The organism is Burkholderia sp. Ac-20353 (assembly GCF_017104785.1).
Taxonomy (GTDB): domain Bacteria; phylum Pseudomonadota; class Gammaproteobacteria; order Burkholderiales; family Burkholderiaceae; genus Burkholderia.
On the sequence record NZ_JAAGPL010000002.1, the window covers coordinates 55,188 to 79,583 of the forward strand.

General features: G+C 64.3%; 22 protein-coding genes and 2 pseudogenes. 14 read left to right on the forward strand and 10 right to left on the reverse strand.

All coding sequences use genetic code 11. The features are described 5' to 3' along the window. Positions 1-775 precede the first annotated feature (775 nt). The 5 genes from G3N94_RS00295 to G3N94_RS00315 all read left to right on the forward strand — a co-directional run bounded on the left by G3N94_RS00295 (position 776) and on the right by G3N94_RS00315 (position 5,284). Positions 776-1,423 carry a J domain-containing protein gene (locus tag G3N94_RS00295; RefSeq protein ID WP_205789627.1) on the forward strand — a complete coding sequence of 216 codons (648 nt, stop codon included), beginning with the start codon at positions 776-778 and terminating at the stop codon, positions 1,421-1,423. 108 nt (positions 1,424-1,531) lie between these two features. Beyond that, on the forward strand, positions 1,532-2,281 hold the full coding sequence (locus tag G3N94_RS00300) for an SDR family oxidoreductase (RefSeq protein WP_205789628.1): 750 nt from the start codon (positions 1,532-1,534) through the stop codon (positions 2,279-2,281). A gap of 144 nt (positions 2,282-2,425) precedes the next feature. Next, entirely contained in the window at positions 2,426-2,803 is a 378-nt protein-coding gene (locus G3N94_RS00305) for a RidA family protein (protein ID WP_205789629.1), read from the forward strand. Positions 2,804-2,853: 50 nt separating this feature from the next. Continuing rightward, positions 2,854-4,596: a tetratricopeptide repeat protein gene (locus tag G3N94_RS00310; RefSeq protein ID WP_205789630.1), complete on the forward strand. Its 1,743-nt coding sequence runs from the start codon at positions 2,854-2,856 to the stop codon at positions 4,594-4,596. A 16-nt stretch (positions 4,597-4,612) separates the two neighbouring features. Next, a complete protein-coding gene (locus G3N94_RS00315; RefSeq protein WP_241021454.1) occupies positions 4,613-5,284 on the forward strand; it encodes a 2OG-Fe(II) oxygenase family protein in 672 nt (223 codons plus the stop codon). 58 nt (positions 5,285-5,342) lie between these two features. On the opposite strand, the gene G3N94_RS00320 is transcribed toward G3N94_RS00315, so the two are convergent. After that, positions 5,343-5,660, reverse strand: a complete 318-nt coding sequence (locus G3N94_RS00320) for a hypothetical protein (RefSeq protein ID WP_205789631.1) — start codon at positions 5,658-5,660, stop codon at positions 5,343-5,345. Between the two features lie 158 nt (positions 5,661-5,818). On the opposite strand from G3N94_RS00320, the pseudogene G3N94_RS00325 reads away from it, so the two are divergent. Further along, positions 5,819-6,157 (forward strand): annotated as a pseudogene (locus G3N94_RS00325) (GNAT family N-acetyltransferase); the annotation flags it as partial. 17 nt (positions 6,158-6,174) lie between these two features. Here G3N94_RS00325 and G3N94_RS00330 read toward each other — a convergent pair. The 3 genes from G3N94_RS00330 to G3N94_RS00340 all read right to left on the reverse strand — a co-directional run bounded on the left by G3N94_RS00330 (position 6,175) and on the right by G3N94_RS00340 (position 8,806). Next, on the reverse strand, positions 6,175-6,684 hold the full coding sequence (locus tag G3N94_RS00330; RefSeq protein WP_205789632.1) for an OmpA family protein: 510 nt from the start codon (positions 6,682-6,684) through the stop codon (positions 6,175-6,177). A gap of 140 nt (positions 6,685-6,824) precedes the next feature. Continuing rightward, positions 6,825-8,081 (reverse strand): diguanylate cyclase, encoded by a 1,257-nt coding sequence (locus G3N94_RS00335; RefSeq protein WP_346778620.1) that lies wholly within the window; start codon positions 8,079-8,081, stop codon positions 6,825-6,827. 8 nt (positions 8,082-8,089) lie between these two features. Then, on the reverse strand, positions 8,090-8,806 hold the full coding sequence (locus G3N94_RS00340; protein ID WP_205789643.1) for a YfiR family protein: 717 nt from the start codon (positions 8,804-8,806) through the stop codon (positions 8,090-8,092). Positions 8,807-9,263: 457 nt separating this feature from the next. Between G3N94_RS00340 and G3N94_RS00345 the strand changes: the two genes are divergently transcribed. Both G3N94_RS00345 and G3N94_RS00350 read left to right on the forward strand, forming a co-directional pair. Then, the gene (locus G3N94_RS00345) at positions 9,264-9,821 is read left to right on the forward strand and encodes a carboxymuconolactone decarboxylase family protein (RefSeq protein ID WP_205789645.1); all 558 of its coding nucleotides are present in this window, start codon (positions 9,264-9,266) and stop codon (positions 9,819-9,821) included. Between the two features lie 65 nt (positions 9,822-9,886). Then, positions 9,887-10,729 (forward strand): helix-turn-helix transcriptional regulator, encoded by an 843-nt coding sequence (locus G3N94_RS00350; RefSeq protein WP_205789647.1) that lies wholly within the window; start codon positions 9,887-9,889, stop codon positions 10,727-10,729. Between the two features lie 92 nt (positions 10,730-10,821). Here the strand turns inward: G3N94_RS00350 and G3N94_RS00355 are convergent. Continuing rightward, positions 10,822-11,586: pseudogene (locus G3N94_RS00355) on the reverse strand (LysR substrate-binding domain-containing protein); the annotation flags it as partial. A gap of 146 nt (positions 11,587-11,732) precedes the next feature. Here G3N94_RS00355 and G3N94_RS00360 point away from each other — a divergent pair. From G3N94_RS00360 to G3N94_RS00370, 3 genes are all read left to right on the forward strand, one after another. Next, positions 11,733-12,254 carry a carboxymuconolactone decarboxylase family protein gene (locus G3N94_RS00360; protein WP_205789648.1) on the forward strand — a complete coding sequence of 174 codons (522 nt, stop codon included), beginning with the start codon at positions 11,733-11,735 and terminating at the stop codon, positions 12,252-12,254. A 174-nt stretch (positions 12,255-12,428) separates the two neighbouring features. Continuing rightward, positions 12,429-13,649, forward strand: coding sequence for a MalY/PatB family protein (locus G3N94_RS00365; protein ID WP_205789948.1), 1,221 nt, complete (start codon positions 12,429-12,431; stop codon positions 13,647-13,649). Positions 13,650-13,791: 142 nt separating this feature from the next. Further along, on the forward strand, positions 13,792-15,225 hold the full coding sequence (locus tag G3N94_RS00370) for an amino acid permease (RefSeq protein ID WP_205789649.1): 1,434 nt from the start codon (positions 13,792-13,794) through the stop codon (positions 15,223-15,225). Between the two features lie 173 nt (positions 15,226-15,398). Here the strand turns inward: G3N94_RS00370 and G3N94_RS00375 are convergent, their stop codons facing one another. Continuing rightward, complete coding sequence (locus G3N94_RS00375) at positions 15,399-16,235, reverse strand: helix-turn-helix transcriptional regulator (RefSeq protein ID WP_205789651.1); 837 nt, start codon at positions 16,233-16,235, stop codon at positions 15,399-15,401. Positions 16,236-16,404: 169 nt separating this feature from the next. Here G3N94_RS00375 and G3N94_RS00380 point away from each other — a divergent pair, with 169 nt between their 5' ends. Genes G3N94_RS00380 through G3N94_RS00390 form a run of 3 tightly spaced genes read left to right on the forward strand, consistent with a single transcriptional unit; the run spans position 16,405 to position 19,915 of the window. Further along, entirely contained in the window at positions 16,405-17,727 is a 1,323-nt protein-coding gene (locus tag G3N94_RS00380; RefSeq protein ID WP_205789653.1) for a tetratricopeptide repeat protein, read from the forward strand. 12 nt (positions 17,728-17,739) lie between these two features. Continuing rightward, a complete protein-coding gene (locus G3N94_RS00385) occupies positions 17,740-19,059 on the forward strand; it encodes an MFS transporter (RefSeq protein WP_205789655.1) in 1,320 nt (439 codons plus the stop codon). Next, complete coding sequence (locus G3N94_RS00390; RefSeq protein WP_205789657.1) at positions 19,007-19,915, forward strand: LysR family transcriptional regulator; 909 nt, start codon at positions 19,007-19,009, stop codon at positions 19,913-19,915. Before G3N94_RS00385 ends, G3N94_RS00390 begins: the two co-directional genes overlap by 53 nt. A 34-nt stretch (positions 19,916-19,949) precedes the next feature. Here G3N94_RS00390 and G3N94_RS00395 read toward each other — a convergent pair whose 3' ends face one another. The 4 genes from G3N94_RS00395 to G3N94_RS00410 form a co-directional block, all read right to left on the reverse strand. After that, positions 19,950-20,984, reverse strand: a complete 1,035-nt coding sequence (locus tag G3N94_RS00395) for a zinc-binding dehydrogenase (protein ID WP_205789659.1) — start codon at positions 20,982-20,984, stop codon at positions 19,950-19,952. Between the two features lie 88 nt (positions 20,985-21,072). Continuing rightward, on the reverse strand, positions 21,073-22,209 hold the full coding sequence (locus G3N94_RS00400) for an FAD-dependent oxidoreductase (RefSeq protein WP_205789661.1): 1,137 nt from the start codon (positions 22,207-22,209) through the stop codon (positions 21,073-21,075). Positions 22,210-22,276: 67 nt separating this feature from the next. Continuing rightward, complete coding sequence (locus G3N94_RS00405) at positions 22,277-22,558, reverse strand: hypothetical protein (RefSeq protein WP_205789663.1); 282 nt, start codon at positions 22,556-22,558, stop codon at positions 22,277-22,279. Between the two features lie 215 nt (positions 22,559-22,773). Then, positions 22,774-23,958, reverse strand: coding sequence for a sugar transporter (locus tag G3N94_RS00410; protein ID WP_205789665.1), 1,185 nt, complete (start codon positions 23,956-23,958; stop codon positions 22,774-22,776). Between the last annotated feature and the right edge of the window lie 438 nt (positions 23,959-24,396).

Genomic DNA, 24,396 nt, shown 5'->3' on the forward strand with positions numbered 1-24,396 from the left:
GATTGTCGACAATCGACGTGCCCGATGGGATGATTCGTTTCCGGGGCAACGTGCGATCCAAAGAACTTGATGACTGATTCGGCCGGTAACGGGAACAAATCGACCAGCGCCATGCGAAACGCGGCAGTCGGAGGCGGCGTCTTTTTCCTGGCAGCGCCGGTGATCGGCGCAGCATGCGTGACAGCGCTGATGTACGCGATATTTCTTGTGAGCGGCATGCTGACGAGCGGCTCGTCCGGGTTTTACTTCCGGATGTTGCCACTGCTTTCCGTTGGCGTCTTTTTCATGGGTTACGGCCTTCCCGCCGGCCTGACCGGAATCGTCATTGGCTGGCTGGGGCTGCGATTGAGCCGTTGGCAGACGGTATCGTGCGGTATCGCGGTCGGGGTTTCGCTGACGGCCGGTTATGCGTTGCTGACGAACTACTGGTTGCTGGGCGAAGCTTCGCCGGCGGGCATCTACTTGATGACGATACCGGGCGCGATCGTGCCGTCGGCGGTGCTTTCATGGTGGCTGCATCGGCGGATCGAGCGAAAGTCGACGAACGAGCACGATGCGTTGGCTGCCAACGCGCCGGGCTGGTACAAGAAGCGGAAATCCCTGATCGCGGTTCTGCTGGTGCTTCTGGCAGCCGGCAAGATCTATTCCGACAATGCCGATGCGTCGAGGGCCAACCGCCGGCTGTCGGCGGACAGGCGACGCACGTCACGCGCGATACATCGCCGCCACGGCGACATGCTACGATCGGCACGACCCGACTTTCGCCCGGTGCGCCATGATGACGTTGTACGAATTGCTTGGTGTGCGCGACGACGCCACCGACGAGGAAATCAAGCGCGGCTACCGCAGAGCCGCGATGAAAGCGCATCCCGACCGCAACGTTGGCGGCGAAGCGTCCGCTCATGCGCGGTTTCAGGAGATCAAGGAGGCTTACGCGATACTCTCCGACCCCGCGCAACGTCGCGTCTACGACACCGTCTATGCCGAGGAGATGCTCCGTCACGCGCGCCTGCGCGAAGAAGAAGAGCGCTTGCAGGCGGAGCGCGACGCCGAATATGCGCGGCTCGTCGCATTGGCGATGCGCTTCGCGGAACAAGGGCACAATCGCGACGTCGTGTTCGGCGTGCTGCTCGGCCGAGATTGCGATGAGCAACTCGCCGAACGCATTGCTGGCGGCGTGGTCGAGCTGCATGCGTCGCGCCGGCCGGGCGCGTCCCGGAACGCGGACAGTGACGCGCCGATGCCGCAAGATGACGAGACGACAGAACAGTCCGCATCGACTCGGGACGCACAAAAATCGGACGAGATGTCGCAACCGTCACCGGCGCACGCATCGAAAGATGACACCCGGACGACCGGTGAACGCTCGCACGCGGACTTTTTCAGCGTGCTGTGGCACAGCGTGTTCGGGCTGCGTCAGTGAAGCAAGAAATTGCTGCGTTGCGTACTCTGAGAGCAAGAAACGGAGTGTCCGATCGGGTACGGTCACATACATTGCCGTCACTAACCTGACAAAAAGGAAATGTGACAAATGACCGTACTCGAAGGAAAAGTCGCCATCATCACCGGCGCATCTACCGGTATCGGGCGTGCGATCGCGCTGATGTTCTCCGCGCAGGGCGCGTCGGTCGTCTTGGGGGCACGGGGCGAAACCAGACTGAATCAGGTTGTAGACGAGATTCGTAGTCAGGGTGGGCGGGCCTATGCATGCGCTGGCGACGTCAGTCATATCGATACGCATAAAAGGCTCGTCGCGACGGCCGTGCGTGAGTTTGGTGGCCTCGACATCGCAATCAACAACGCCGGCACTGTCGGACCGCTCCAGCCACTCGCCGACATCTCACTGGAAGACTGGCAGCAAACGCTGGCGACCAATTTGACGGCGGCCTTTCTGGGGGCAAGCAACCAGATACCCGCGATGCTCGAGCGCGGAGGTGGTTCAATCGTCTTCACTTCCAGCTTCGTAGGAACCAGTGTCGGTCTTCCCGGCATGGCCGCGTATGGCGCATCGAAGGCGGGGCTAATGGGACTGGTAAAAGGAATTGCCGCTGACTACGCAGCACAAGGAATCAGGGCAAACGCACTGTTGCCGGGCGGTGTTGACACCGAGATGGGCGGGGACCAGAAACAGAAGGAATGGGCAGCCGGGCTCCATGCGATGAAGCGCATCGCCCAACCCGACGAGATTGCATCCGCAGCGCTTTTTCTTGCGAGTCCCATGGCAAGCTTTGTCACCGGTTCGGCGCTGTTCGCCGATGGAGGGAATGCTGCCGTGAAGTGATGCGCCATCGGCACCTTCCTCGATCCACGAGCGCGGCGAAGCGGTTTGCCTGCCGAGCATGCGGAGCCGGCAGCGCTGCTTTTCCGCGATACGCTGCGTCGTCAACGACCGACGCAGGCGACTGACCGACCGAAGGAGACTCAAATGGCGATCGAGTACTTTGCCGAGAGCAATCCGCTTACCCGCAACCTTCCGCGCTCGCTGGCGACGAAAGCGGGCGATCTGGTGTTCGTCTCAGGTCAGGTTGCAAGAAACGAAGACGGAAGCCTCGTCGACGGTGGAATCGAAGCGCAGACCCGTCAGACATTGAAGAATGTCGCCCACGTGCTCGCGCTTGCGGGTTGCACGCTCGACGACGTCGTGAAAACCACCGTCTGGCTCGAAGACGCACGCGACTTCGCGGTATTCAATCGTGTCTACGCGGCGTTCTTCCCCGGGAACAAGCCGGCACGATCGACCTTGCAGGCGACGAACATGGTTGGCACGAAAATAGAAATCGAGGCGATCGCCTGCAGGCGCTGAGCGCCGCATCGCGCAACGCCGTCCCGGCAAGCCTGAAGACCTGACTGGAAATGAGTGCGGGCAAGATTCTGTCCGGCATCGCGCTGGCCGCGCTGTCCGCGACATGCGCGGCTGCGGAGGTGGCCGGTGCGTGTTCGCCGTCGTTCTCCGAGGTCGACGTCCACGACGGGCTCGAAGTGCGGACCCGCTGCGCCGTTTCCGCGCCCGCGCTCGCGCGCGTCACGGAGCGCCTGAGCCGCGCCGTGAAGAGCGACGGACTCTCCGCCGCGCAACGTGTTGCGCTGGCGACAGCGGCCAACGTGATGCTGCACGCGGTCTTCTTGCAGACAGAACACGGCGAATCCACCCCAGACGCCGCGTTCGTCAACTTCGAACCGATCCTCGAAAGCCTTGCGTTGCAGATCCGGACGCGCGCCGATATCGACGTCACAGCAGAAGCGTCGAAATGGAACGCACGTTATGAAGATCTGCTGAGAAGAATGTCGATCGCACGGAGCACAGATCCCGCCGAACTGCAGCTCAACGAAGCCGCGAAGCGCGTCGATCTGGACAACGCATCTGCACTGCTCATGCGGCTCGTTGCCCAAGCACCCACTACCGCCCAGCTATCCGCCGCGCGCAACTACGAAGCGGCGAGCATCGAACTGCTGCGCTTCATGCCGTGGAACGCGCTGCCGTACCTGGAGAAGGCCCATGCGTTGCTACCTGACGATACGGACATCGCCACGGCATTCGCCGACACATTGCTCGTGCAGCACGAGCCCGAGCGCGCGGAGCCCGTGTATCGGGTGCTGCTGAGCCAGTATCGGGCACTTGCGCAGCAGAAGCCCGGCGCGTGGCAGCCTTCCGTCGCGCGTACGCTCGACAAGCTTGGCAACCTGTATCTGATGCGGCAGCAGCCGAAGGAAGCCGAGGCCGCGTGGCTGCACGCGCTCGAAATCTACTGGGCGCTCGCGCGCGTGAACCCTTCGGCCTACCGTCCCGCAGTGGCTCGAACCATCGACAACCTCGCCACGTTGTACCGCGACACGCAACGCCTTCAGGAAGCGGCGGACGCGTGGCGCGAAGCGCTCGCCATCGACCGCGCGCTGGCCCGCCAGAACCCGGCCATGTACCGGCCCGCGGTCGCGACCACGCTCAACGACCTCGGCATCCTCTACAGTGCGACACAGCGCACGCGCGACGCGGAACGCGCGTATCTGGAAGCGCTCGACATCCAGCGCGCGCTCGCACACGACAACCCCGCCGCCTGGCGTCGGGCCCTTGCGCGCACGCTGAATAACCTCGGGAACCTGTACAGCGCAAGCGAACGGCTGCCGGAAGCAGAGCACGCGTACCGGGAAGCGCTGAAGATCCGTCAACAGCTCGCCCGCGAAACCCCCGCGCTTTACGAGCCCGACCTGGCGCGTACGCTGGGCAATCTGGGCGTGCTGTACCGTCTCGAACGCCAGCCGGCCAAGGCGCTACAGTCGTATCAGCAGGCGCTGCAGATCGTTCACGCGCTCTCGCGCGATACGCCTGCCGCGTACCAGCCCGACGAGGCGCGGATACTGAACAACCTGGGTGTGCTCTACAGCCGCACGGGCAAGCCACGCGAAGCGGAAGACGCATGGCGCCGTGCGCTGGATCTGTACCGCAAGCTCGCACACGACGATCCGTTGACCTGGCGGCAGGACGAAGCGCGCACGTTGCGAAATCTGGGCACGCTGCTCAGCCACACGCAACGTTCGGCTGAAGGCGACAGGTTGAAACGCGAGGCCGACGAGCTGACCGATTCGACGCGGGCGCAATAGATCCACGCCTATAGTGATGAATGAGCATCACGACCAGCGCGTTGCGCAACTGGCAATGGAAACCTCCGCCGCGGATATCGTCCGACTTTTCCCGACCTTCGTATGGTCGCGTCGCCTCGAGCAGGCGTGCTACGAGCCGCTTGATCGGGCGCTGATCGCGTATGTCGACACGTTGATACGCAGCGGTGGCGGCACCCGCACCGGCGCCGCATGGCAATCGGGTCACCAGCAACACGAAAGGCCGGAGTGTGCTGCGCTGATCGCGCATATCGAACAGGCCGCACGCGACGTTCTGACGTTTCTCAAAGTCGCGGATGCCCCGTTTCGCATTACCGGATGCTGGGTCAATGTACTGGATCCCGGCGGCGCACACGCGATGCACAGTCATCCGAACAATTTCCTGAGCGGCGTGTATTACCTGCGCGCGCAACCCGGTGCCGACACGATCAATTTTCATGATCCGCGCCCACAGGCGACCGTCATTCGTCCACCCGTCACCGGGCTGACGGCTTACAACACCGATCAGGTGGTGTTGCCGGTCAGCGAAGGCACGTTGCTGGTGTTTCCCGCCTGGCTACCGCATTCGGTGTCACCGAACACGAGCGCTCAAGCACGCGTGAGCGTCAGCTTCAACGTCATGTTCGCTGGCTACGACGTCACGATGAGCCCGCCGCTCTGGGGAAATTGAAGCGTGGTGCCGCCAACCGCGAGTACGGGTGGGGAAAGCGAGCATCGTTGCCCGGATTTTATCGTCTGGGTCCTTTCATTCCTTCCGACTCCATGGCCGCATTCCATTCCTCGCTCGCTTCAATGGGGTCCATCGCTTCGTCAACCGACGCCGTTGCGCGCTCGGCGGCCGCTCTGGTTTCATCTACCGGGAAGGCGGCATCTCCGTCGCCCTCACCCGGGGGCTGCAGCATGTCCTTGAGCATTGCGCGCAACTCCGACGTGTCCCATGGCAACCCACGCCGAGTCCGGTCCTTGATGTAGTGCCTCACTTCCGCGTCCTGCTCCGCGGTGAGCGGCAGCCCTCGGAAGGTGCTTTTGGGGTCAGAGTTAGCCATCACTTTCTCCTGCTTTTAATGCTTAGTCAGTGTACTCGCCATCGCGACCACGAGAGCCGTGATCGCGGCGCGCTTGCGCCCGATCAAATGTGTCGTCGCGACAGGCGACAGGTGGCCACTTTCGAATTCTGCAACTGCCTCCAGCACAAAGCATTTCGATGAGATTCAATTACACGGTGACTGATTCCGGGGACGCAAACGTCCGAAAGCAAATCGCGGGGCCACTGGTGCATTTCAACGAAAGCCAGACGGGTCCGATAAATTTTCGTCCTCTCGCAGTCGTTCTGAAGGACGATGAAGAAAATGTTGCAGGTGGGCTGTGGGGTGCGACGAGTTACGGCTGGCTTCAAATTGACCTGCTGGTTGTCCCTGCAGAGGCTCGTGGCAAGGGCTTAGGCACACGTCTCATGCAGTTGGCCGAGGAGGAGGCACTGGCTCGTGGATGCCATAGTGTCTGGCTCGACACGCATGATTTCCAGGCCAGGCTCTTTTACGAACGGCTTGGCTCCCCCCCTCACCGCGGCGAAACGACAATCGCCGCCCGCCGGTTCTGCGCCCGTCCGCCCGACGTATGGTTATCCCCCACCGGATCGATCTTCCCTTTCCCGGTGATCGCGACGCGCGCGGCAGCAAGCCCCACGTCGACGAGTTCGATCTTCACGATCTCGGCACGTCTTCTGGACAACTCGAGGTCATACGCTTCCGTACCTTCCCCGTCCGAGTAACCATAGACATGCACGCCGTTGATCCCCGCCGACGCCAGCGTGTGCCCGATGCGCTCGACGATCCGTCGAACATCCGGCTTGAGGTTGTAGCGATCGAAGTCGAACAGGATCGGCCCTGTCGAACCGAACTCAAAACCCTGCGGCGTTTCTTCGAATCCCGCCGACTTGAGCACCTTGACCTGCGTCGGCGTCAGCCCACGGTAAAGCGGCGGCGACTTGCAGCCCACGAGCAGCATGCTCAGCAGCAGCGCCCCCGCGATGCCCATTCGCCAAATACTCACTGGAAACGCGTGTTTCATCGTCGCCTCCCATTCGAGTGCGCCCGCATCGCGCGCGCTTATTTTTCACACCCTCGTATTTTCAAGCCCTTGTATTTTCAATCCCTTCAATCCCATCAATCCCTTGCAACGCCCCCGCCCACCGCGCGAGGCCACGGCCATCAAGCAGGTCCCGCCACACCTTCGGCAAACTGCCACGAGCCCGGATGCGCGCGCTTGGCCCGATACATCGCCGCATCTGCCGCGCGCAGCAAGCCGCTCGCGTCGGAAGCATGATCGGGATACAGCGCCACGCCGATGCTCACCGTGTTGGCCACCGTGCGGCCATCGGGCAGGACGGTCGACGCCATCATGCTAGATAGTATGCCGTCGGCGATCCGGCCGGCACTGCCCGCGTCGCGCATCGGCGCCAGCATCACGGCGAATTCGTCGCCGCCCAGCCGCGCAACCAGATCGGCCTCGCGCAACTGCATCCGCAGCCGCGCCGCGATGTCGATCAGCACCGCGTCGCCGACGTCGTGCCCAAGGCAGTCATTGATCTCCTTGAAACGATCACAGTCGAGATACAGGATGGCGACCCGCTGCCCCGTCACCTTCGCCTCGCCGAGCGCGAGCGTGAGGCGCGACTCGAACTGCACGCGGTTGGGCAGGCCCGTGAGGGCATCGTGCGTTGCCTTGTGTTCGAGCGACGCGTTCTCGTGGCGCAGGTGGTTTTGCCAGTCTTCGAATTCGTCGAGCAACGCATTGAAGTCGTCGCCGAGCTGGTTCAGTTCGGCGATCGCCACAGGCTCGACCCGCCGCTCGAACGCGCGCTCGCGCCGCACCGCGTGTGCGACGCCGGCCAGCGCGCGCAGCGGCGCGACGATGTTGCGCAACACGCGCTTCGAGCTGACATAAGCGCCGAGCACGCTGACCGCAAGGCAGCCGAGGATGCCGCCGACGCCGCCGAGCAGGAAGTGGAAGAACTGGTGCCCCCGGCCGCGCACTTCGACTTGTCCGACGAAGATGCCGTCGTGCACCACCGGGGTGGTCACGGGCCCGGGCAGCGCGATGTCGGCGACGGCCCGCTCGATCCTGGCGATCGGGCTGACGGCAGGCAGCATCCACGTCGCGAATGGCTGGCCCTTGCCATCCGTGACGACGACTTCGGCCACGTCCTCTTCGCTGGCGATCAGCCTGATCGCGTCGGCCGCCGCGATGCGGTCGCCGAACACCAGCGCCGCCTCGACCGTATAGCCGAGCGAACGGGACAGCAGGTTCAGGTTGTTGCCTGCATAGGAACGCAATGCGATCACGGCGACGACGATCAACGAGACAGCGGCCATCGCGACGGCGACGAACGCGAGGCGCAGGTGTGCGCGGCGCAACACGCTTTGCAGCGTCGGGCGCGGCGTGCGCGGATGGGAAAGGAACGGCACGGGCTGTCTCATGGCGTCACAGGCCGCCGCGCGAGATTGAGCACATTCGGGTGAACCCGTACGCCGCTGCGCGCCACGGCGTCGAGATTGATGTCGAACGACACGCGTTCGACATCGACAATGAGGCAGAACATGCTGCCGGCCGTGCACGGCGGATCGTGCTCCGCGATCGTCAGCACCGGATGGCCGGCCACGGCGGCCCTCACCAGCTTTCGCTCGTCGTCGCTCAGGTTGCCGAGATAGACGACTTCGCAGGCTGCGCCGAGCGCGGGATCATCGACGCCGACGTGCTGCACGTCGAGCGGTGTCGAACCGGCCTGCAGCGTGTCGTTCAGGCCGTGCGCGAAATCGGGCCGGCCCGTCACGCACAGGTGCACGCGTGCGCGCGACGTCGGCCAGTGCGTGAAGCTGATGATGCCCAGCACGACCTGGCGCACGGCGGCGTCGCGTGGCGAAATGGCGGAATCGGCGCGGCTCGCGGTAGCGACGGCGTGCGCCCCGTCGGTCGCGCTGGTCGGGCTGGCCGAGCCGGCTGCACTGGCGGGTGTCTCGGCGATCGCGGCCGGTGCCACGCTCAGCGCCCATATCAACGCGAGCAACGCATGGCGAAGCAAGACGCCCCAGCCAACCCGGCCGTGCGTCGTCTGCGCGGCGATCGTCGCCGCGCCCCTTGGCGACATTGCGGCCGCATCGCAGATAGCGGCCGCGCACACCTTCGCATGCATGATGGAACCACTCGTTAGCGTCGATCCCGGCGCTCCCCCCTTGCCTCCCGCGATTCGCGGGCCTGCACCGAAATTACGCGCACGATTGCCTCATATTAGGTAGAAATTCCCGCACTCGACCAGTGGGAATCACCCGCGAAAAGCGAGGAAAAGAACACAAACGTGGCGCCGTTCGCAGCGATGCCGGCGAATCCGGCATCCACCGTCGATCCGGTCTCGATGTCCGCCCATTGATCGGAGGGTTGTGCTTTCGGCCGGCATAAACTTCATACGTTCGAAGGCGGCGCATCCGGATCCCGGGCCGTCCTGCACGACGACGCGACGCGCCGCCGGCCGTACCTTGCCGTACCTCGCCGTGCGGCGATTACATGTCATGTAATTGGCGCAACGCAGGACCGCTCCTACTCTTCGGCTGTCGCGCTTCCGTTCCGGGCGCGCTCACTGCCAAGGAGCTACCATGTCCAGCTATCCCGTTCATACGATCGAATCCGCGCCCGCGCAATCCCTGCCCGCGCTCCAGAAACTGCAACAGGCGTTCGGCCTGATCCCGAACATCGCAGCGACGATGGCCCGATCGCCGGTGCTGATCAACGGTTTCATCAGTCTGTTCGAGCGCGTGCACGCGAGCAGTCTGACCGAGCCGCAGATTCAGACACTGTTGCTGACCAACGCGGTCACGAACGCCAGCAAATGGCCGGTCGCGTTTCACACGGCGCTCGCGTTGAAGGAGGGCGTGCGTCCCGCTGACGTCGACGCGATCCGGCGCGGCGTGTTGCCGGACGACGCCCGACTGGCCGCGCTTTCGGCATTGGCGCGCTCGCTGATCGAAAAGCGCGGCCGCCTGGCCGAATCGGACCAGAGACGCTTCGTGGAAGCGGGGTTCGGCGTCGAGCAGATACTGGAGGTCATTGCGGTGGTCGCCGCGTCGACGATCACAAACTACGCCGGCAGCGTAACCCGGCCGCCGCTCGAAGCGCAGTTCGACGCGTTTGCGTGGCATGCGCCCGCGCCGTGAGTCTGCTCGATTCAGTCGACTCCATTCAGTCGGCGCCATTCATTCACCTCGACGACGGAACTTCGATGAACGCCACCCATCCCGATCCGAAAGCGCCGCCGAGCGAACTCGGTGACCTGCTGCGCTATTGGCGCGATGCGCGTGGCGTGAGTCAGCTCGATCTGTCGCTCGAGGCCGGTGTCTCGCAGCGCCAGATCAGCTTCATCGAAAGCGGACGCAGCATGCCGGGCCGGGACACGCTGCTGACGCTAGCACAGACGCTCGACGTGCCGCTGCGCGAGCGCAATGCGCTGCTGCTCGCCGCCGGCTACGCGCCCGTGTATTCCGACGCGCCATGGAACGCGCAGGAGATGCATGGCGTGATCCGCGCGCTCGAACGGGTCGTTCGCCAGCATGAGCCGTTTCCGGCGATCGTGATGGATCGCTACTGGAACGTGCTGATGACCAACGACGCTGCGCCGCGCTTCTTCGACTGCTTCATCGACATGGCTGCGCGCAAAGGTCCGCGCAACATGCTGCATCTGATCTTCGATCCACAGGGGATGCGTCCGTTCGTCGCCGATTGGGACACGGTCTCGCGAAGCTTGCTGCAACGCGTGTATCGGGAATCGGTCGGTCATATGGTCGACGCAGGCACCCGGCATCTGCTCGACGAACTGCTTGGCTATCCGGATGTGCCGCGCGACTGGAGGACGCATCATGGGCCGTCCGCCGCGCCCACGATGCCCGTGATTCCGATCGGGTTCATCAGCGATGGCGTCGTGCTTCGATATTTCTCGATGGTCACGACCGTTGGCGCACCGCAGAACGTCGTCGCGCAGGAACTGCGCCTCGAGTGCATGTTCCCCGCCGATGACGAAACCGAAGCGCGCCATCACGCGTTGGTCGCCGTACGTTCAAAACCTTAGTCACGGCTGGGATCCAGGCCGTGCCTGACCTCTCCTGACCGTTACTCGATGCACTTCGACACCTGATCGACAGACGCTTCATGCGCAAACCGCTACATTTTCGCCGGTAGCCAACCCTGATTCGATCCATCTCGAGAACGAGAACCACCCAATGCGGCTTCCTCGAGCAGCCAATCGCGAAACGCCACGAGTTTCGGCAGCGATGCGCTTTCAGCGCGATAGACGATGAAATACGCGAGCTCCGATGTCCATTGCAGGTCGGGAAACAGCCTCGTCAGCCGGCCGCACGCGAGATCGTCATGCGCCATCACGCTGCGGGCCAGCGCCACGCCGTGACCATCAATCGCGGCCTGCAGAACCGCCGCCGAATTGTTGATCTGCATCCCGCGCGTCGCATCGACCTCCATCGCTCCGGCCCGCTGCAGCCAGTCGGGCCACGATGCGAAACCGATGTGCGCGTCCACGGAAAGATCGTGAATCAGCGCCTTGCCAGCCAGATCCTGCGGCGTGCCCGGATGCCCGTGTTTCGCGAGCCATGCGGGCGAGCAGACCGGAAAGATCTGCTCGTCCATCAGTTTCTCGGCGACGAGGCCCGGCCACGTGCCGCGTCCGTAACGCACGCCGATATCGATGCCCTGCTCCGCGAAATCCACGAGCTTCAGGTTCGTATCGAGCCGCACGTCGGTTTCCGGCCAGCGTGCGTGGAATCGCTCGATGCGCGGCAGCAGCCACTTGGCCGCCAGGGCCGGGCTCACCGCCACGGTAAGGACGCCCGCTTTCGTGCCTTCCCGCAGCCGGCTGAGCCCTAGCGACAGAAGGTCGAACCCGGCTCGGATATCCGGCAGCGCGCGCTCGCTTCGAACGCGCGCAGCGCATTGAGAAAAACCGGCGCTCGCATGGAAGTGTTTCCTTGATGCCCGCAAAGAAAGCCGGCGTGTGAGACGCGCGGAGTTATGACACGAGCGCCAATATTGGTCAACCCACGTTTATGAAGGAGAACACAATGAATCATGTACGCGTCCAACCCTGGCAGGACCGCGAACCGGTGCCGGAGGCCTTGCTGGCCGAGATGCGCGCGCGCAGGCCCGATGGCGCGCTGATCGACATCGATCGGGTGTTGCTGCGAAGCTTCCCGCTCGCTACCGGCTGGAACGCGCTGCTGCGGCGCGTGCGTGCCGAGTTCAGCCTCGATTTGCAGTATCGCGAGCTGATGATGTTGAGGGTTGCCGTGCTGAACCGCGCCGATTTCGAATGGCATGTGCATGAGCCCGCGTATCTGGCCACGGGTGGCACGCGGGAGAAGTGCGAAGCGTTGAAGACGGATATCGTGCGCAGCGAGCTGTTCAACGAGGACGAGCAGGCACTGCTGCATCTGACGGACCAATCGACGCGGCACGTCGTCGTCGACGCGGAGGTCATCGAGACACTGAAAACGCGTTTCGGCGAGTCGCAGACGGTGGAAGCCGTTGCCACGGTGGCGGCCTACAACATGGTGTCGCGTTTCCTCGTAGCGCTCGCAATCTGACGGCCGAGCGGTGAGCGCTCGCGATCGGGCATCCATGAGCAGCGCTCACTGCTCCATGAAAAGATACCATTGTTGCTCGAAATTCAGCGCTGCTAATCTGAACGCCATACGTAGTCACGCCGTCGGCGTGCCGTTCTATCGAGAGTAAAGGTTAGCGTGAGTGCTCATTTGGACATGCTGGAGAGTGGCGCATCGGTCGGACTGGCCGCGTCCATGTTTGACGAAGTGATCGACCGAAGACGCTCGAACTCGTTGAAATGGGCATTCGGGCAGAAGCTGCTTTCCGCCGACGAATACGCGGCCGATCCGTTACCGATGTGGGTCGCGGATATGGATTTCCGTGCGCCCCGGCCGGTGCTCGACGCACTGCACGAAGCGGTCGAATTCGGTGTATTCGGCTATTCGCGCGGGGCGACCGACAGTTATCTCGACGCGGTGGTCGGCTGGCAGGCGAGGCGCTTCGGTTGGGATGTCGCGAAGGAATGGGTGCTGCAATCGAGCGGCATCATCACAGCACTCAAGACCGCGATTCAGGCGTTCTCCGCACCGGGCGACACGGTGCTGATCCAGCCGCCTGTCTATGCGCACTTTCACGACGATGTGCTGCTCAATGGCCGCCGTCTGGTGTTCGCGCCGCTCGAGCGTGCGGGTACCGCGTATCGTTTCAACGAACAGGCGTTCGAAGCGGCGATTCGGGACGACACGAAACTCTTTATCCTCAGCAATCCGCATAACCCGACCGGCAACGTGTGGACGGAAGGCGAGCTGCGAGCCATGGGCGAAATCTGTTCGCGCCATGGGGTGCTCGTGATTTCCGACGAGATTCATCAGGATCTGATCCTCCATCCGGTGAAGAGACACATTCCGTTCGCATCGCTTGGCGAACGGTTCGCCCGGAACAGCATCACCTGCACGGCGCCGAGCAAGACCTTCAATCTGCCGGGGCTGCAAAGCGCGAACCTGTTCGTGCCGAACCCGCGCCTGCGCGACGAGTTGCGCCGGCAGTTTGATCGCAACATGTATCAGTCGGTGAACACGTTGGGGATGGTCGCGGCGGAAGCCGCGTATTCGCGCGGCGAGCCGTGGCTGGAGGCGCTGCTCGTGTACCTTCGCGAGAACCAGACGCACTTTCGCAATGCGGTGCACGGCATCACGTCGAAGATCGAGGTGCTTCCTGCGGATTCGCTCTACCTCGCGTGGATGGACTGCCGAGGGCTCGGCATGGATCCCGACGTGCTCAACACGTTCATGCTGAACAACGCACGGCTCTGGCTCGACAAAGGGCAAAAATTCGGCATCGAAGGGCACGGCTACATGCGCGCGAACCTCGGTTGCCCGCGCTCGACGATCGACGAAGCGATCGATCGCCTGACCAACGCGCTGGGCGCGCTCTAAGCCTCATAAGGCCGCGGTTCCGAATGCGGTTCGCGACCGATTCAATGAATTAGGAGTGCAGTTCAAATAACGCCGATCTGGCGATTTCCCCCAACGTAGCGACACAAGAATAACGACGCATGGATACTATCAAGGAGGCGACATGAGTAACGATCATCAGACACAGGTCTACGAAAAAGAGGATTTGAAACGCGACCTGTCACATCGGCATATCCAGATGATTGCCATTGGCGGGGCAATCGGCACCGGCTTGTTTTACGGATCGTCGTGGGCGATCCGCACGGCCGGCCCGGCGATCCTGCTGGTGTACGTGCTGGCTGCGATCGCGATCTACTTCGTGATGCGGGCGCTCGGCGAGATGGCGGTCGAGGAGCCCGTATCGGGTTCGTACATCTCGTATTCAAACCGGTACATTCACCGGTTCGCCGGATTTCTGAATGGCTGGAATGCGTTCATTTTCCTGCTGGCCACCAGCGCGGCAGACCTGAACGCGCTCGGAAACTACGTGCATTTCTGGTTCCCTGGCATTCCCATCTGGGTGACGGCGGGCGCAGCCGTATCGGTCATGTTCGTCGTCAATACCGTCGGCGTCAAAATCTACGGCGAGACGGAGTTCTGGTTCGCGCTGGTGAAGGTCGCGGCCATCGTGGCGATGATCGTGTTCGGCGTCGGCATGATCGCGTTCGGGATCGGCAACAACGGCGTGCCGATCGGGTATCACCATCTCGTCGACCACGGCGGATTCTTCGCGAAAGGCGTCGGCGGAACCTTCCTGGCGATCGTGATGGTCGCGTTCTCGTTCGGCGGCGTCGAGAACCTCGGGCTGGCGGCCGGCGAAGCGAAGGACGTGAAGACGACGATACCGAAGGCCATCAATGCGACGTTCTGGCGTCTGCTTATTTTCTATGTCGGCGCGATTGCGGTGCTGCTGATGATTTTCCCGTGGACGTCGCTCACGACGAAGGGTAGCCCGTTCGTCGAGGTGTTCACGAAGATCGGCATCCCGGCAGCGGCGGGCATCATGAACCTGGTCGTGATCATGGCGGTGCTGTCTGCCGTGAACGCGAGCGTGTTCACCAACAGCCGGACTTTCTACAACCTCGCGCTGCAGAAAAACGCGCCGGCGTTCCTCGGTGTCGTCAGCAGCCGCAAGGTGCCGCACCGCGCGATCCTGATGGTGTTTGCGACGATGTTTGCCGGCGTGCTGCTGAACTACATCATGCCGGAACAGGCGTTCGAGCTCTTTTCGTCGGTGACGGTCTTCGCGCTGGTGTGCGCGTGGGGCTCCATCGTGATCAGCCACCTGAAGTTCCGCAAGCTGAAAATTCGGCAAGGCGACGCAGACAAGCTGTCGTACAAGATGCCGTTCTATCCGTACAGCAACTACCTCGCGCTCGTCTTCGTCGCCGCGGTGCTCGTGTGTATCGCGATCCTGCCGGACATGCGGATGTCGCTGGTGGTCTCCACCGCGTGGGTTGCCGTGGTGTTCGTCGCGTACAAGCTGTACGTTCGCGCCGAAGCATCGCCCGCCCGCGCCGCGGTGGAATCGCACGACGCGAAGGATCAGCCGGCTTGATGCGCTGAACGTGACCGGCCCACCGGCCGGATGCCGGACGCCGGACGCCGCGATGCGCCGCCGATCGAGGTCGGCGCGCCAGCGAGGCCGATATGCTACGACGGTACGTGGCGTATCGGCCTAGGTTGCTGTGCGGTGCCGTCGTTCGAATACTCCAGCTGCGGCCCGCCACTTCAGATGTCCGGCGGTGCCTCTTGCAGCGGCGACGATGCGAGCTCGGCGAACGCGTCGCCCCGGCCACGCATATAGACTTGCGGGCTGCTGCCCATCTCGAGACGAAACGCATAGACAAATGCGGACGTCGAACCGTATCCCAGCTCCATCGCCGTGCGTGTGACGCCCAGGCCGCCCGCCAGCAGCTCGATGGCCCTGAACAGGCGCATTCGCCGGCGCCACGAGCGCAGGCTCATGCCCGTCTCGCTGACGAAATGCCGGGCCAGCGTACGCGCCGACATTCCGAGCATCCGGCCCCACTCTTCCGGGCCGCGCGGATCGGCCGGATCGGCGTACAGCGCCTCGCACAGCGTCACCATCGCGCGATCGCGCGGCCACGGCAGCGCGGACGGCAGCGTGCGCGCACGGCGCAACTGATCGAGGATCAGGCGCGTGACGCGGCCCGCGTAACCGTCGTCGTCCGGCCGGCCATCCAGTTCGGAGGCCTCGACGATCAGTGCTTTCAGCAACGGCGAGACCGCGAAGACGGTCGGGTCCGCGATCGACAGCGCCTGCCCCGCGTCCTCCGCGATCCACAGGCTGCGAAACTCGGCGCCCAACAGCGAGCCGACGCGATGGCGCAGCCCGGTCGGCAGCCACACGGCCTGTTCGGGCGAGATGACGAACGAGCCGCCTTCCGCGATCACCGTCAACGCACCCGAAATCGCGTACACCACCTGATGCCAACGATGGCTGTGCTCGGGAAATGCGTGGCGAGCGGGAATGAACTGCGCGCGCACCGTCAGCGGCGCCGGCGCCGCCACGCCTGTCGGCGCCTCGATTGTGTCCCATCCCATGTCGACTCTCCGGTTGGCATATATTCTACATATCTTGTCTATCCATCGAAATACCGACACCGGGAAAGCTGGTTTAATGAGCCACGTACCTGTCCGTCGACATCGACGGGACCTCCCCCCAATCGCCCCGCCCTGAACGCTCGGGATTCCCACAGGAGTTATTCGTTTTATGGCTCGTCACGACCGCTACAGCCTGCCACTTTCGACGACATCCGACCTTGCGGCCGAGCGCTATCGCGCGGGTATCGATCTGCTTCTGTCGCTCTGGCCGGGCGCTGCCGACATGCTCGACGACGCAGTGGCGGCCGATCCCGATTTCGCGCTGGCGCTCGCGGCCCGTGCGCGGCTGCACGCGATTCGCGCCGAAGTCGCGGATGCACGCGCGAAGATCACGAAGGCGCTGGAGCTTGTCCGTCACCACGGTACGGAGCGGGAGCGCAGCCACGTGGACGTGCTCTACCACGCGATCCACGGGCACGCGGCGAAGGCGCTGGCTGGCGCGTTGCAGCATCTGGATACCTGGCCGCGCGACATCGTGATCATGTCGCTGCCGCTCGGCGCGTTCGGCCTGTTCGCATTCTCCGGGATGGCGAACCACAATCAGGCCCGCGTGGATCTCTGCGAGCGACACGCACGGCATTTCGATGCCGACGACTGGTGGTTCCTGAACTATCGCGGCTGGGCGCACGGCGAGAACGGCGACGTGACGCTCGGGCGCGCGCTGACCGAGCGCTCGCTGTCGCTGCGCCGGCACAATGTGAACGCCGCGCACGCGGTCGCGCATGTGCTGTATGAGATGGGCGCAAACGACGACGCGGAAGCAATGATTGCCGGCTGGCTGCCCGAGTACGATCGCAGCGGCGTGTTGCACAGCCATATCGCATGGCATGCCGCGCTGATCGCACTCGAGCGCGGCGACACCGAGCGCGCGCTGGCCGTGTATCACGCGCATGTCGCGCCGTCGGCTTCGCTCGGTGTACCGATCAATGTCGTCAGCGATACCGCGTCATTCCTCTGGCGCGTGCAGGCATACGGCCATCCGGTGCCCGACGGTTTGTGGGACGCCGCCGCCCGCTACGCGTCGAACTATTTCACGCAGGCCGGCTTCCCGTTCGCGGATGTCCACATGGCGCTCGTGGCCGCCGCGACCGGCGACAAGAACGCGCTCGACCAGCGCGTCGATGCGCTCGTCGGCCTGATCGACGCCGGCAATCTGCCCGCCGGCCCGGTCGTCCCCGCCATTTGCCGCGCGGCGCTCGCGTTCGCCGAGGACAAGTACACGTTGTGCGCCGAGATTCTCGAACCCGTCGCACACGACGTCGTGCGGATCGGCGGCAGCGGTGCGCAGCGGGAGATTGTCGAAGACACGCTGCTCGTCTCGCTGATGCGCAGCGGCGACGCGGCGAAGGCGCGGGCATTGCTCGACAAGCGGCTGCATCGCCGCCCGTCGCCGCGCGACACGCGTTGGCTCGACCAGCTCGCGGCGACGTAATAAGGAAGTGGCATGAATTCACGCGTAACGGTCAAGCCGGCGACGCTGCGGACACGGCTCGTCGACCGAATCGGACCGGTCGCCGCAATCTCGATCGCACAACTCTTCGGCACGGCATTGTGGTTCAGCGCGAACAGCACGGCCGCCGATCTGATGCGCGTCTGGCACGCGAGCGCCGCCGATATCGGCTGGCTGACGAATGCGGTGCAGCTCGGCTTCATTCTCGGCACGCTCGCCATCTCGTTGAGCGGGGCGGCCGACCGCTTTCGCGCGAGCCGGATTTTCGTGTGCAGCGCGATCCTCGGCGCGCTGTTCAACGTCGGCTTCGCGTGGCTGTCGACGGGCCTCGCGAGCGGCGCGGCGTTCCGCTTCGGCGGGGGCATCTGCCTCGCCGGCATCTATCCGATGGGGATGAAGCTGATCGTCGGCTGGGCGCCCGAGCGGACCGGGCCGGCGCTCGCGCAACTGGTGGCGATGCTCACGCTCGGCACCGCGCTGCCCCACGCGATGCGCGTGATGGGCGGCGGCCTTCCGTGGCAGGCGATCATCAGCGCGTCGTCGGTGCTCGCGCTGATCGGCGCAGGCGTGATCGCCGCGCTGGGAGACGGCCCGCACACGTCGCACCGGCCGCGCACCGCACACCCGGCGCACGCAGCCGCGTCCCGGCCGCCATCGGTGCTAAGCGCGTTCCGGATCCGCGCGTTTCGCGCCGCAACGCTCGGCTACTTCGGCCACATGTGGGAGCTCTACACGTTCTGGACCGTGGTGCCGCTGCTGATCGTGCACACGTCGCTCGCCGCGCGCTTTCCGGGCATCGGCGTGTCCGGCATGGCATTCGCCGTGATCGGCGCCGGCGCGGTCGGCTCGCTGATCGGCGGCATCGTATCGAAGCACGCCGGCAGCGCGAAGGCCGCCGTGGGCGCGCTGGCCCTCTCGGGCACCTGCGCGGTGATCTTCGCGCTCGGCTGGCGCGTGCTGCCGGCCGGCGCACTCGTTGCGCTGCTGATCGTGTGGGGTGCGTCGGTCATCGCCGACTCGCCGCAATTCTCGGCGCTGGCGGCAAAGGCGTGCCCGCCGGAGCTGGTCGGCAGCGCGCTGGCGATCCAGAACTCGATCGGATTCGCGATCACCGTCGTGTCGATCGCGGCGACGACCTCGCTGCTCGGCCGGTTCGGGCTCGATGCGACCTGGCTGATGGTGCCGGGCCCGCTGCTCGGGCTGACGGCGTTCGCGCTGACATCGCGGCCGGCGACCGGCGTACAACGAACGGAGACAAACGATGTTGGACCTCCAGTACCTGTCGATCCTGATGGAAGTCGAGCGCCTCGGTAGCGTCACGGCGGCGGCCGAGCGCCTGTGCGTCACGCAGTCGGCGCTGTCGCACATGGTGCGCAAGTTCGAGGAGCGGCATGGCGTCAAGCTGTGGACCAAGAACGGACGCGGCCTGCGATTCACGCAGGCCGGCGAGTATCTGCTCGACCTGGCCGAGCGGGTGCTGCCGCAGATCGAGCATGCGGAACGCACGCTCGTCGATTTCGCCGAAGGCCGGCGCGGCGCGCTGCGCGTGGGGATGGAGTGCCACCCGTGCCAGACCTGGCTGACGCGCCTGACGTCCCAATATCTGGCCGCCTGGCCCGATGTGGATTTCGATGTCCGGACCGCCTTCCGTTTCGACGGCGTGGCCGCGTTGCTCGGCTATGAAATCGACTTGCTCGTCACGCCCGACCCGATCGACATGCCGGATGTCATGTTCGTCCCGGTGGTCGACTACGAGCTGGTGCTTGTCGTGCCCGACACGCATCCGCTCGCGGCGCGCGACCACGCATTGCCGCACGACCTGCTTCAGGAAGAGCTGATCACCGTGCCGGTGAGCAAGGAGCGGCTCGACATCTATACGCGCTTTCTCGTCCCCGCGCACTGCCGGCCGAAGTTCCATCGTACGGCGGAGCAGACCGAGCTGATGCTGCAGCTCGTCGCCGCTCGACGCGGCGTGTCCGTGCTGCCGGACTGGCTCGTCATCGAGCAAGGAGGTGACTTGCCGATCCGCACGGTGCGGCTCGGCGAGCACGGCCTGCACAAGCACATCAATCTCGGCGTCCGGCGCGGAGAAGAGTCGACGGCTTATATCGCCGGTTTTCTCGAACTGGCCCGGCAGATGGGCGGCGCGATCGGACGCCACGCCGACTGAGCCGATGTCGGCGCTGGCGTCGTCGCGCAAGACGTCACGCCGCGTCGCGCGGAATCGACAGCACCATGCGGAAATTCGCGTCACCGGAACGCATCCGCTGATACGCGTCGTTGGCCCGCTCGAGCGGCATGACCTCGATCATCGGACGCACGCCTGTGAGCACACTGAAGTCGAGTGCCTTCTCCGTTTCGTACGGCGAGCCGGTCAGCGAGCCCAGCACGCAGCGTTCGCCGCCAACCAGCTGGCTCATCGACACCGGCAACGGATCCTTCCCCGCGCCCAGTACGATCAGTCGTCCTTGCGGTGCCAGGCCGTTCAGTGCACGTGCCGCGGTCTCGGGATCGGCGATCGTCGTCACGATCGCACGTGCTCCGCCCAGACGCTTGAGCGCGTCCGACACGTCCTCGTGACGGGTATCGACATAGCGATGCGCGCCGAGCTGCCGCGCGGTGTCGGCGATATCGTCGCCACGGCCGATCGCGACCACGCGGAAACCCATGCGACGCGCGTATTGCACGGCCATGTGTCCGAGCCCGCCAATGCCCAGGATCGCGACGACGTCGCCCGCTTCGGCCCCGCATTTCCTGAGTGCGTTGAATGTGGCGATTCCCGCGCACAGAATGGGTGCCGCCTCTTCCGCACTCAGCTCGTCCGGAATCGACACGAGGCCCGTGCTGCGCGCCAACATCAAATCCGCGTAACCGCCGTCGCACGTCGCGCCGACGACCGGCTGGTCGTGGCACTGCGTGAAGTGCCCCTGGCGGCACGCCGGACACACGAGACAGGGCCCACCGAGGCGGCCCACGCCGACGCGCTGTCCGATCTGCCACATCGGCGCACAATTGGCGCCCAGCGCGACGATGCGACCGACCACCTCGTGACCCGGCACGCGCGGCAGCGGTGCGCCCGGCACCGGATGCTCGATATCCCGTCCATCCGCACCGCAGACCCCGCATGCGTCGACGGCGATCAATACCTCGCCATTGCCAGGTTCCGGTATCGTCCGCTCGACCAGCTCGAGCGCGCCTGGCCGGACAATCTGCATCGCGCGATATGTCGTGTGTTTCATCGATTTTTCCAATGTGTTCGTCGGGCGGCGGCCCATGGTGCAACCGGTCGCGCGGAACGCGACGCGTGCGCCAGCCGCCACCATTGCGTTACATGAGCACGCGTTGACGCGCGGAGATCAGCGCTTGAACACCGCGTGCGGCTGCGTCGATCGCGCCGGCGACGTAGCCGGGAAACGGCCGTGACCATTCGCTGGCAATGCCGGTCAGTCGTACGCTCCACGGGCCCTGCGGCACTTGAGGTGCAGCGATCTCGTGCTGCGGCAGCGCACCCACTGCATCGTCGTACGTCGCCGTGTACGGGTCGCTCGCCCAGTCCTTGATGAAGTCGGCTACCGGCGTGGCAGCCGCCGGTCCGAACAGGCGTGCCAGCTGCGCGCGGCAATGGGTGAGCAGCACATCGTCAGCGACGCTCGCGCGAAGCCGGGCCGGCACGCCGAAGAAACCGAACAGCGCTGCGCTGCCTCCCGCCATCGACGCATCGTGGATCTCGGAGAGCGGGCCGCAAGCGCTACGCGCGTCGCCGGACAGACCCTGCTCGCGCCAGAACGGTGTCCCGTACAGCGCCACGTACTTCGCATGAGGCGCCATCCAGGTGCCCGTGCGACGCCATTGCTGTGCGATCGACGGGGGAAGTGCAGGCGCAAATTTGATGCACTCCTCGACCAGACGCGGCGGCACGGCCAGCAGCACATGCTCTACCTGCACGGTTGCGACGTTGCCCGCGGCATCCTCGCTATCGACCTCGATGTGCTCGCCGATGCAGCGCAGGCGACGCACGATCGTTCCCGTGCGGATGCGCGTCGCGTCGAGCCGGCCGCCGAGCGCATCGATCAGCGCCGACATCCCGCCCACCAGCCGCATCGACGCAGGCGAATTCGCATAGGTCGGCATTCGCGCGGGCTGCTCGTTGCGCGAGCGCTCGATCAGCATGTCGCCGGCCGTGTGCTGCTCGAACCGGTCGAGCCCCAGAGCGTGGACCAGCCGGTCCAGTTGCGGCTGGACCTCCGGCCAGAACCAGGTCGGCCCGAGATCGAAGCGGTTGACGCACCGGCTGGTGATGTCGTCGCAGACATCGCCCGGCGCGGCGACGGACAGAATCCGTCCGCCGAGCGCGTCGCGTGCTTCGAACAGCTGGTAATCGTGGATGCCATGCTCTTCGAGCAGGCAAGCCGCATACAGGCCGCTCAGGCCACCGCCGACGATGGCGATACGTGTCGTTGGCATCGCTAGGCTCCCGATCGGGTGTGAAGCAAACGGCGCGTCTTGAAATAGCACGGCTGCCGTCGCACCGTTACGCGACCTGATAGATCCGGATCTCGGGCGCGGCGTCGAGCAGCGGCGAGAGCGCGCGTACGACGTCCTGCTCGAACAGGTCGCTGGTCAGATAGGCCTTCGCGTTGTCTTCGGTGTCGAAGCCGTGCAGCACTTGCACGTCGGCATCGCGCACCAGCAATTCCTTCGATTTCGCGCCGGCGATCGTATCGAGGAACGGCGCCTTGTACATCTGATACACGTTCGCGGCGGCAGCGCGCTTGTCGGTTGCGATATTGAGGGTGATCTGCAGGTACACCATGAAGTCTCTCCTGGGTCGGTAACGAAATGGCCGCACATCGTCAGCCCCGGAAGTCGCAGACCGACAAGATGACGCGGATGCCCAAGGCCCGGACAACGTCCGGAGCTTTGCGCCGAACCTATTCTTCCGTTGGCGCGAGACATTCGACAAAGCAGATTTTGTGTTGCGACCAGAAAGAAAATCTTCGTTGTGGCAGGCCGCCGGTCGGGCATCGCTTACGCGATCGCCACCTTGCGTTGTGCGCGCAGCGCCAACCAGCAGATGCCTGCCCCGAGTCCTCCGACGACACCGCCGAACGTGCCGACCCAGGGCAATCCGAAATCGCCCGCGATGTGATTCCCGAGCAGCGCTCCGGCGCCGATGCCGACGTTATACAAACCCGAGAAAATCGATACGGCGAGATCCGTCGCGTCCGGCGCCAATCGCAGCACCCATGCCTGCATCGCGAGGCCGAAACAGACGATCGCGCCGCCCCAGATCACGGTGTGGACGGACAGCGTGACGATGCTCAGCGCGGAAGGGAAGAGAACCAGCAGGCACGTGGCAATCGCAATGACCGACGCAAGCAGGAAAGTCCCGGGGCGATGCGGGTAGATGCGGTTGAAGCAGAATGCGGCAGGGATGCCGGCGCTGCCGAACAGAATCAGAATGAAGGTGATCCGGCTCCCGCTTGCATGACTGACGCTATGGACGAACGGCTCGATGTACGTATACGACGTGAAGTGCGCGGACACGACGAGGATCGTGATCAGGTACAGCGATACCAGCATCGGCTTCCTGAGCAGAACGGGCAAGCTTCGCAGTGAACCCGTTTGCTGGCTCGGCAGCGCGGGCAACGTGGCGCGCAGTATCAGCAGCGCGATCGCCGCAACCAGTGCGATCGTCAGGAATGCCGCCCGCCAGCCGACTGCCTCGCCGATCACGCGCCCGAGCGGAATACCCGCCACCATCGCAATCGACGTGCCCATTGCAAGCAGACTGAGCGCCCGGCTCTTCCTTTCAGGTGGAGCCAGCCTCACCGCCAACGAGATTGAAATCGACCAGAAGATTGCGTGTGCGCATGCAATGCCCGCTCTGCCGAACATCAGCACGGGAAAATTCCATGCGACGCCGGTGACGACGTGGCTGGCGATGAACAGCAGAAACACCCCGGTCAACAGCTTGCGACGATCGACATGCCGGGTGAGCACCGTCAACGGAAGCGACACGACGGCCACGGTCCACGCATAGATCGTCAGCATGAGGCCGACGTCGGTCGGCTGCATGTGAAGGCTGTCGCCGATCGCGCTCAGCAGCGCAACGGGCACGAATTCCGTGGTGTTGAAAATGAACGCGGAAAGCGCCAATGCCAGCACGCCCCACCACGAGTGTTCGGAAGAGACCATTTCAGGCGTTGACATACCTGGTTCAGGCAAGAATCGATAAGGGTTGTGATCGCGTGTCGCTGTTGCTTCGGGCGCTTCGTCAGACGGAACGCCGGACGACGGCGGAACCGTGACCGGAGGCGCTTTGCGGAGCGGCCGATCAGTTTAACAAGCCCGTCTGGCGGACGTATGACGCTTCGAATCCGTCCTTGCGTTAGCCCGTCGTACGCCGATCTTCACCTGCATCGTCGAAAGCCTCGCCGCACCCACTCACTCCCCGGATTACATCAGATGAATGCCCGACAGCGCGCATATTCGCCATCTACATCGCCGGCACCATACCTGACACGCATGCTCGCGCAGGTCCCCCACCGCCCCGCCCCGTCTCCCGTCTTGACCGACGCCGGATTCACCCCCTAAATTGCCTGCATCCCGGCCTGCATCTGCCTGCCGATATGACGTGTACATGACAAA

Excerpts from the sequence above, each read along its gene's own strand:
- G3N94_RS00295 (WP_205789627.1), top strand. The coding sequence starts at position 776 with ATGATGACGTTGTACGAATTGCTTGGTGTGCGCGACGACGCCACCGAC.
- G3N94_RS00300 (WP_205789628.1), top strand. The coding sequence starts at position 1,532 with ATGACCGTACTCGAAGGAAAAGTCGCCATCATCACCGGCGCATCTACC.
- G3N94_RS00305 (WP_205789629.1), top strand. The coding sequence starts at position 2,426 with ATGGCGATCGAGTACTTTGCCGAGAGCAATCCGCTTACCCGCAACCTT.
- G3N94_RS00310 (WP_205789630.1), top strand. The coding sequence starts at position 2,854 with ATGAGTGCGGGCAAGATTCTGTCCGGCATCGCGCTGGCCGCGCTGTCC.
- G3N94_RS00315 (WP_241021454.1), top strand. The coding sequence starts at position 4,613 with ATGAATGAGCATCACGACCAGCGCGTTGCGCAACTGGCAATGGAAACC.
- G3N94_RS00320 (WP_205789631.1), bottom strand. The coding sequence starts at position 5,660 with ATGGCTAACTCTGACCCCAAAAGCACCTTCCGAGGGCTGCCGCTCACC.
- G3N94_RS00330 (WP_205789632.1), bottom strand. The coding sequence starts at position 6,684 with ATGAAACACGCGTTTCCAGTGAGTATTTGGCGAATGGGCATCGCGGGG.
- G3N94_RS00340 (WP_205789643.1), bottom strand. The coding sequence starts at position 8,806 with ATGCATGCGAAGGTGTGCGCGGCCGCTATCTGCGATGCGGCCGCAATG.
- G3N94_RS00345 (WP_205789645.1), top strand. The coding sequence starts at position 9,264 with ATGTCCAGCTATCCCGTTCATACGATCGAATCCGCGCCCGCGCAATCC.
- G3N94_RS00350 (WP_205789647.1), top strand. The coding sequence starts at position 9,887 with ATGAACGCCACCCATCCCGATCCGAAAGCGCCGCCGAGCGAACTCGGT.
- G3N94_RS00360 (WP_205789648.1), top strand. The coding sequence starts at position 11,733 with ATGAATCATGTACGCGTCCAACCCTGGCAGGACCGCGAACCGGTGCCG.
- G3N94_RS00365 (WP_205789948.1), top strand. The coding sequence starts at position 12,429 with ATGCTGGAGAGTGGCGCATCGGTCGGACTGGCCGCGTCCATGTTTGAC.
- G3N94_RS00370 (WP_205789649.1), top strand. The coding sequence starts at position 13,792 with ATGAGTAACGATCATCAGACACAGGTCTACGAAAAAGAGGATTTGAAA.
- G3N94_RS00375 (WP_205789651.1), bottom strand. The coding sequence starts at position 16,235 with ATGGGATGGGACACAATCGAGGCGCCGACAGGCGTGGCGGCGCCGGCG.
- G3N94_RS00380 (WP_205789653.1), top strand. The coding sequence starts at position 16,405 with ATGGCTCGTCACGACCGCTACAGCCTGCCACTTTCGACGACATCCGAC.
- G3N94_RS00385 (WP_205789655.1), top strand. The coding sequence starts at position 17,740 with ATGAATTCACGCGTAACGGTCAAGCCGGCGACGCTGCGGACACGGCTC.
- G3N94_RS00390 (WP_205789657.1), top strand. The coding sequence starts at position 19,007 with ATGTTGGACCTCCAGTACCTGTCGATCCTGATGGAAGTCGAGCGCCTC.
- G3N94_RS00395 (WP_205789659.1), bottom strand. The coding sequence starts at position 20,984 with ATGAAACACACGACATATCGCGCGATGCAGATTGTCCGGCCAGGCGCG.
- G3N94_RS00400 (WP_205789661.1), bottom strand. The coding sequence starts at position 22,209 with ATGCCAACGACACGTATCGCCATCGTCGGCGGTGGCCTGAGCGGCCTG.
- G3N94_RS00405 (WP_205789663.1), bottom strand. The coding sequence starts at position 22,558 with ATGGTGTACCTGCAGATCACCCTCAATATCGCAACCGACAAGCGCGCT.
- G3N94_RS00410 (WP_205789665.1), bottom strand. The coding sequence starts at position 23,958 with ATGTCAACGCCTGAAATGGTCTCTTCCGAACACTCGTGGTGGGGCGTG.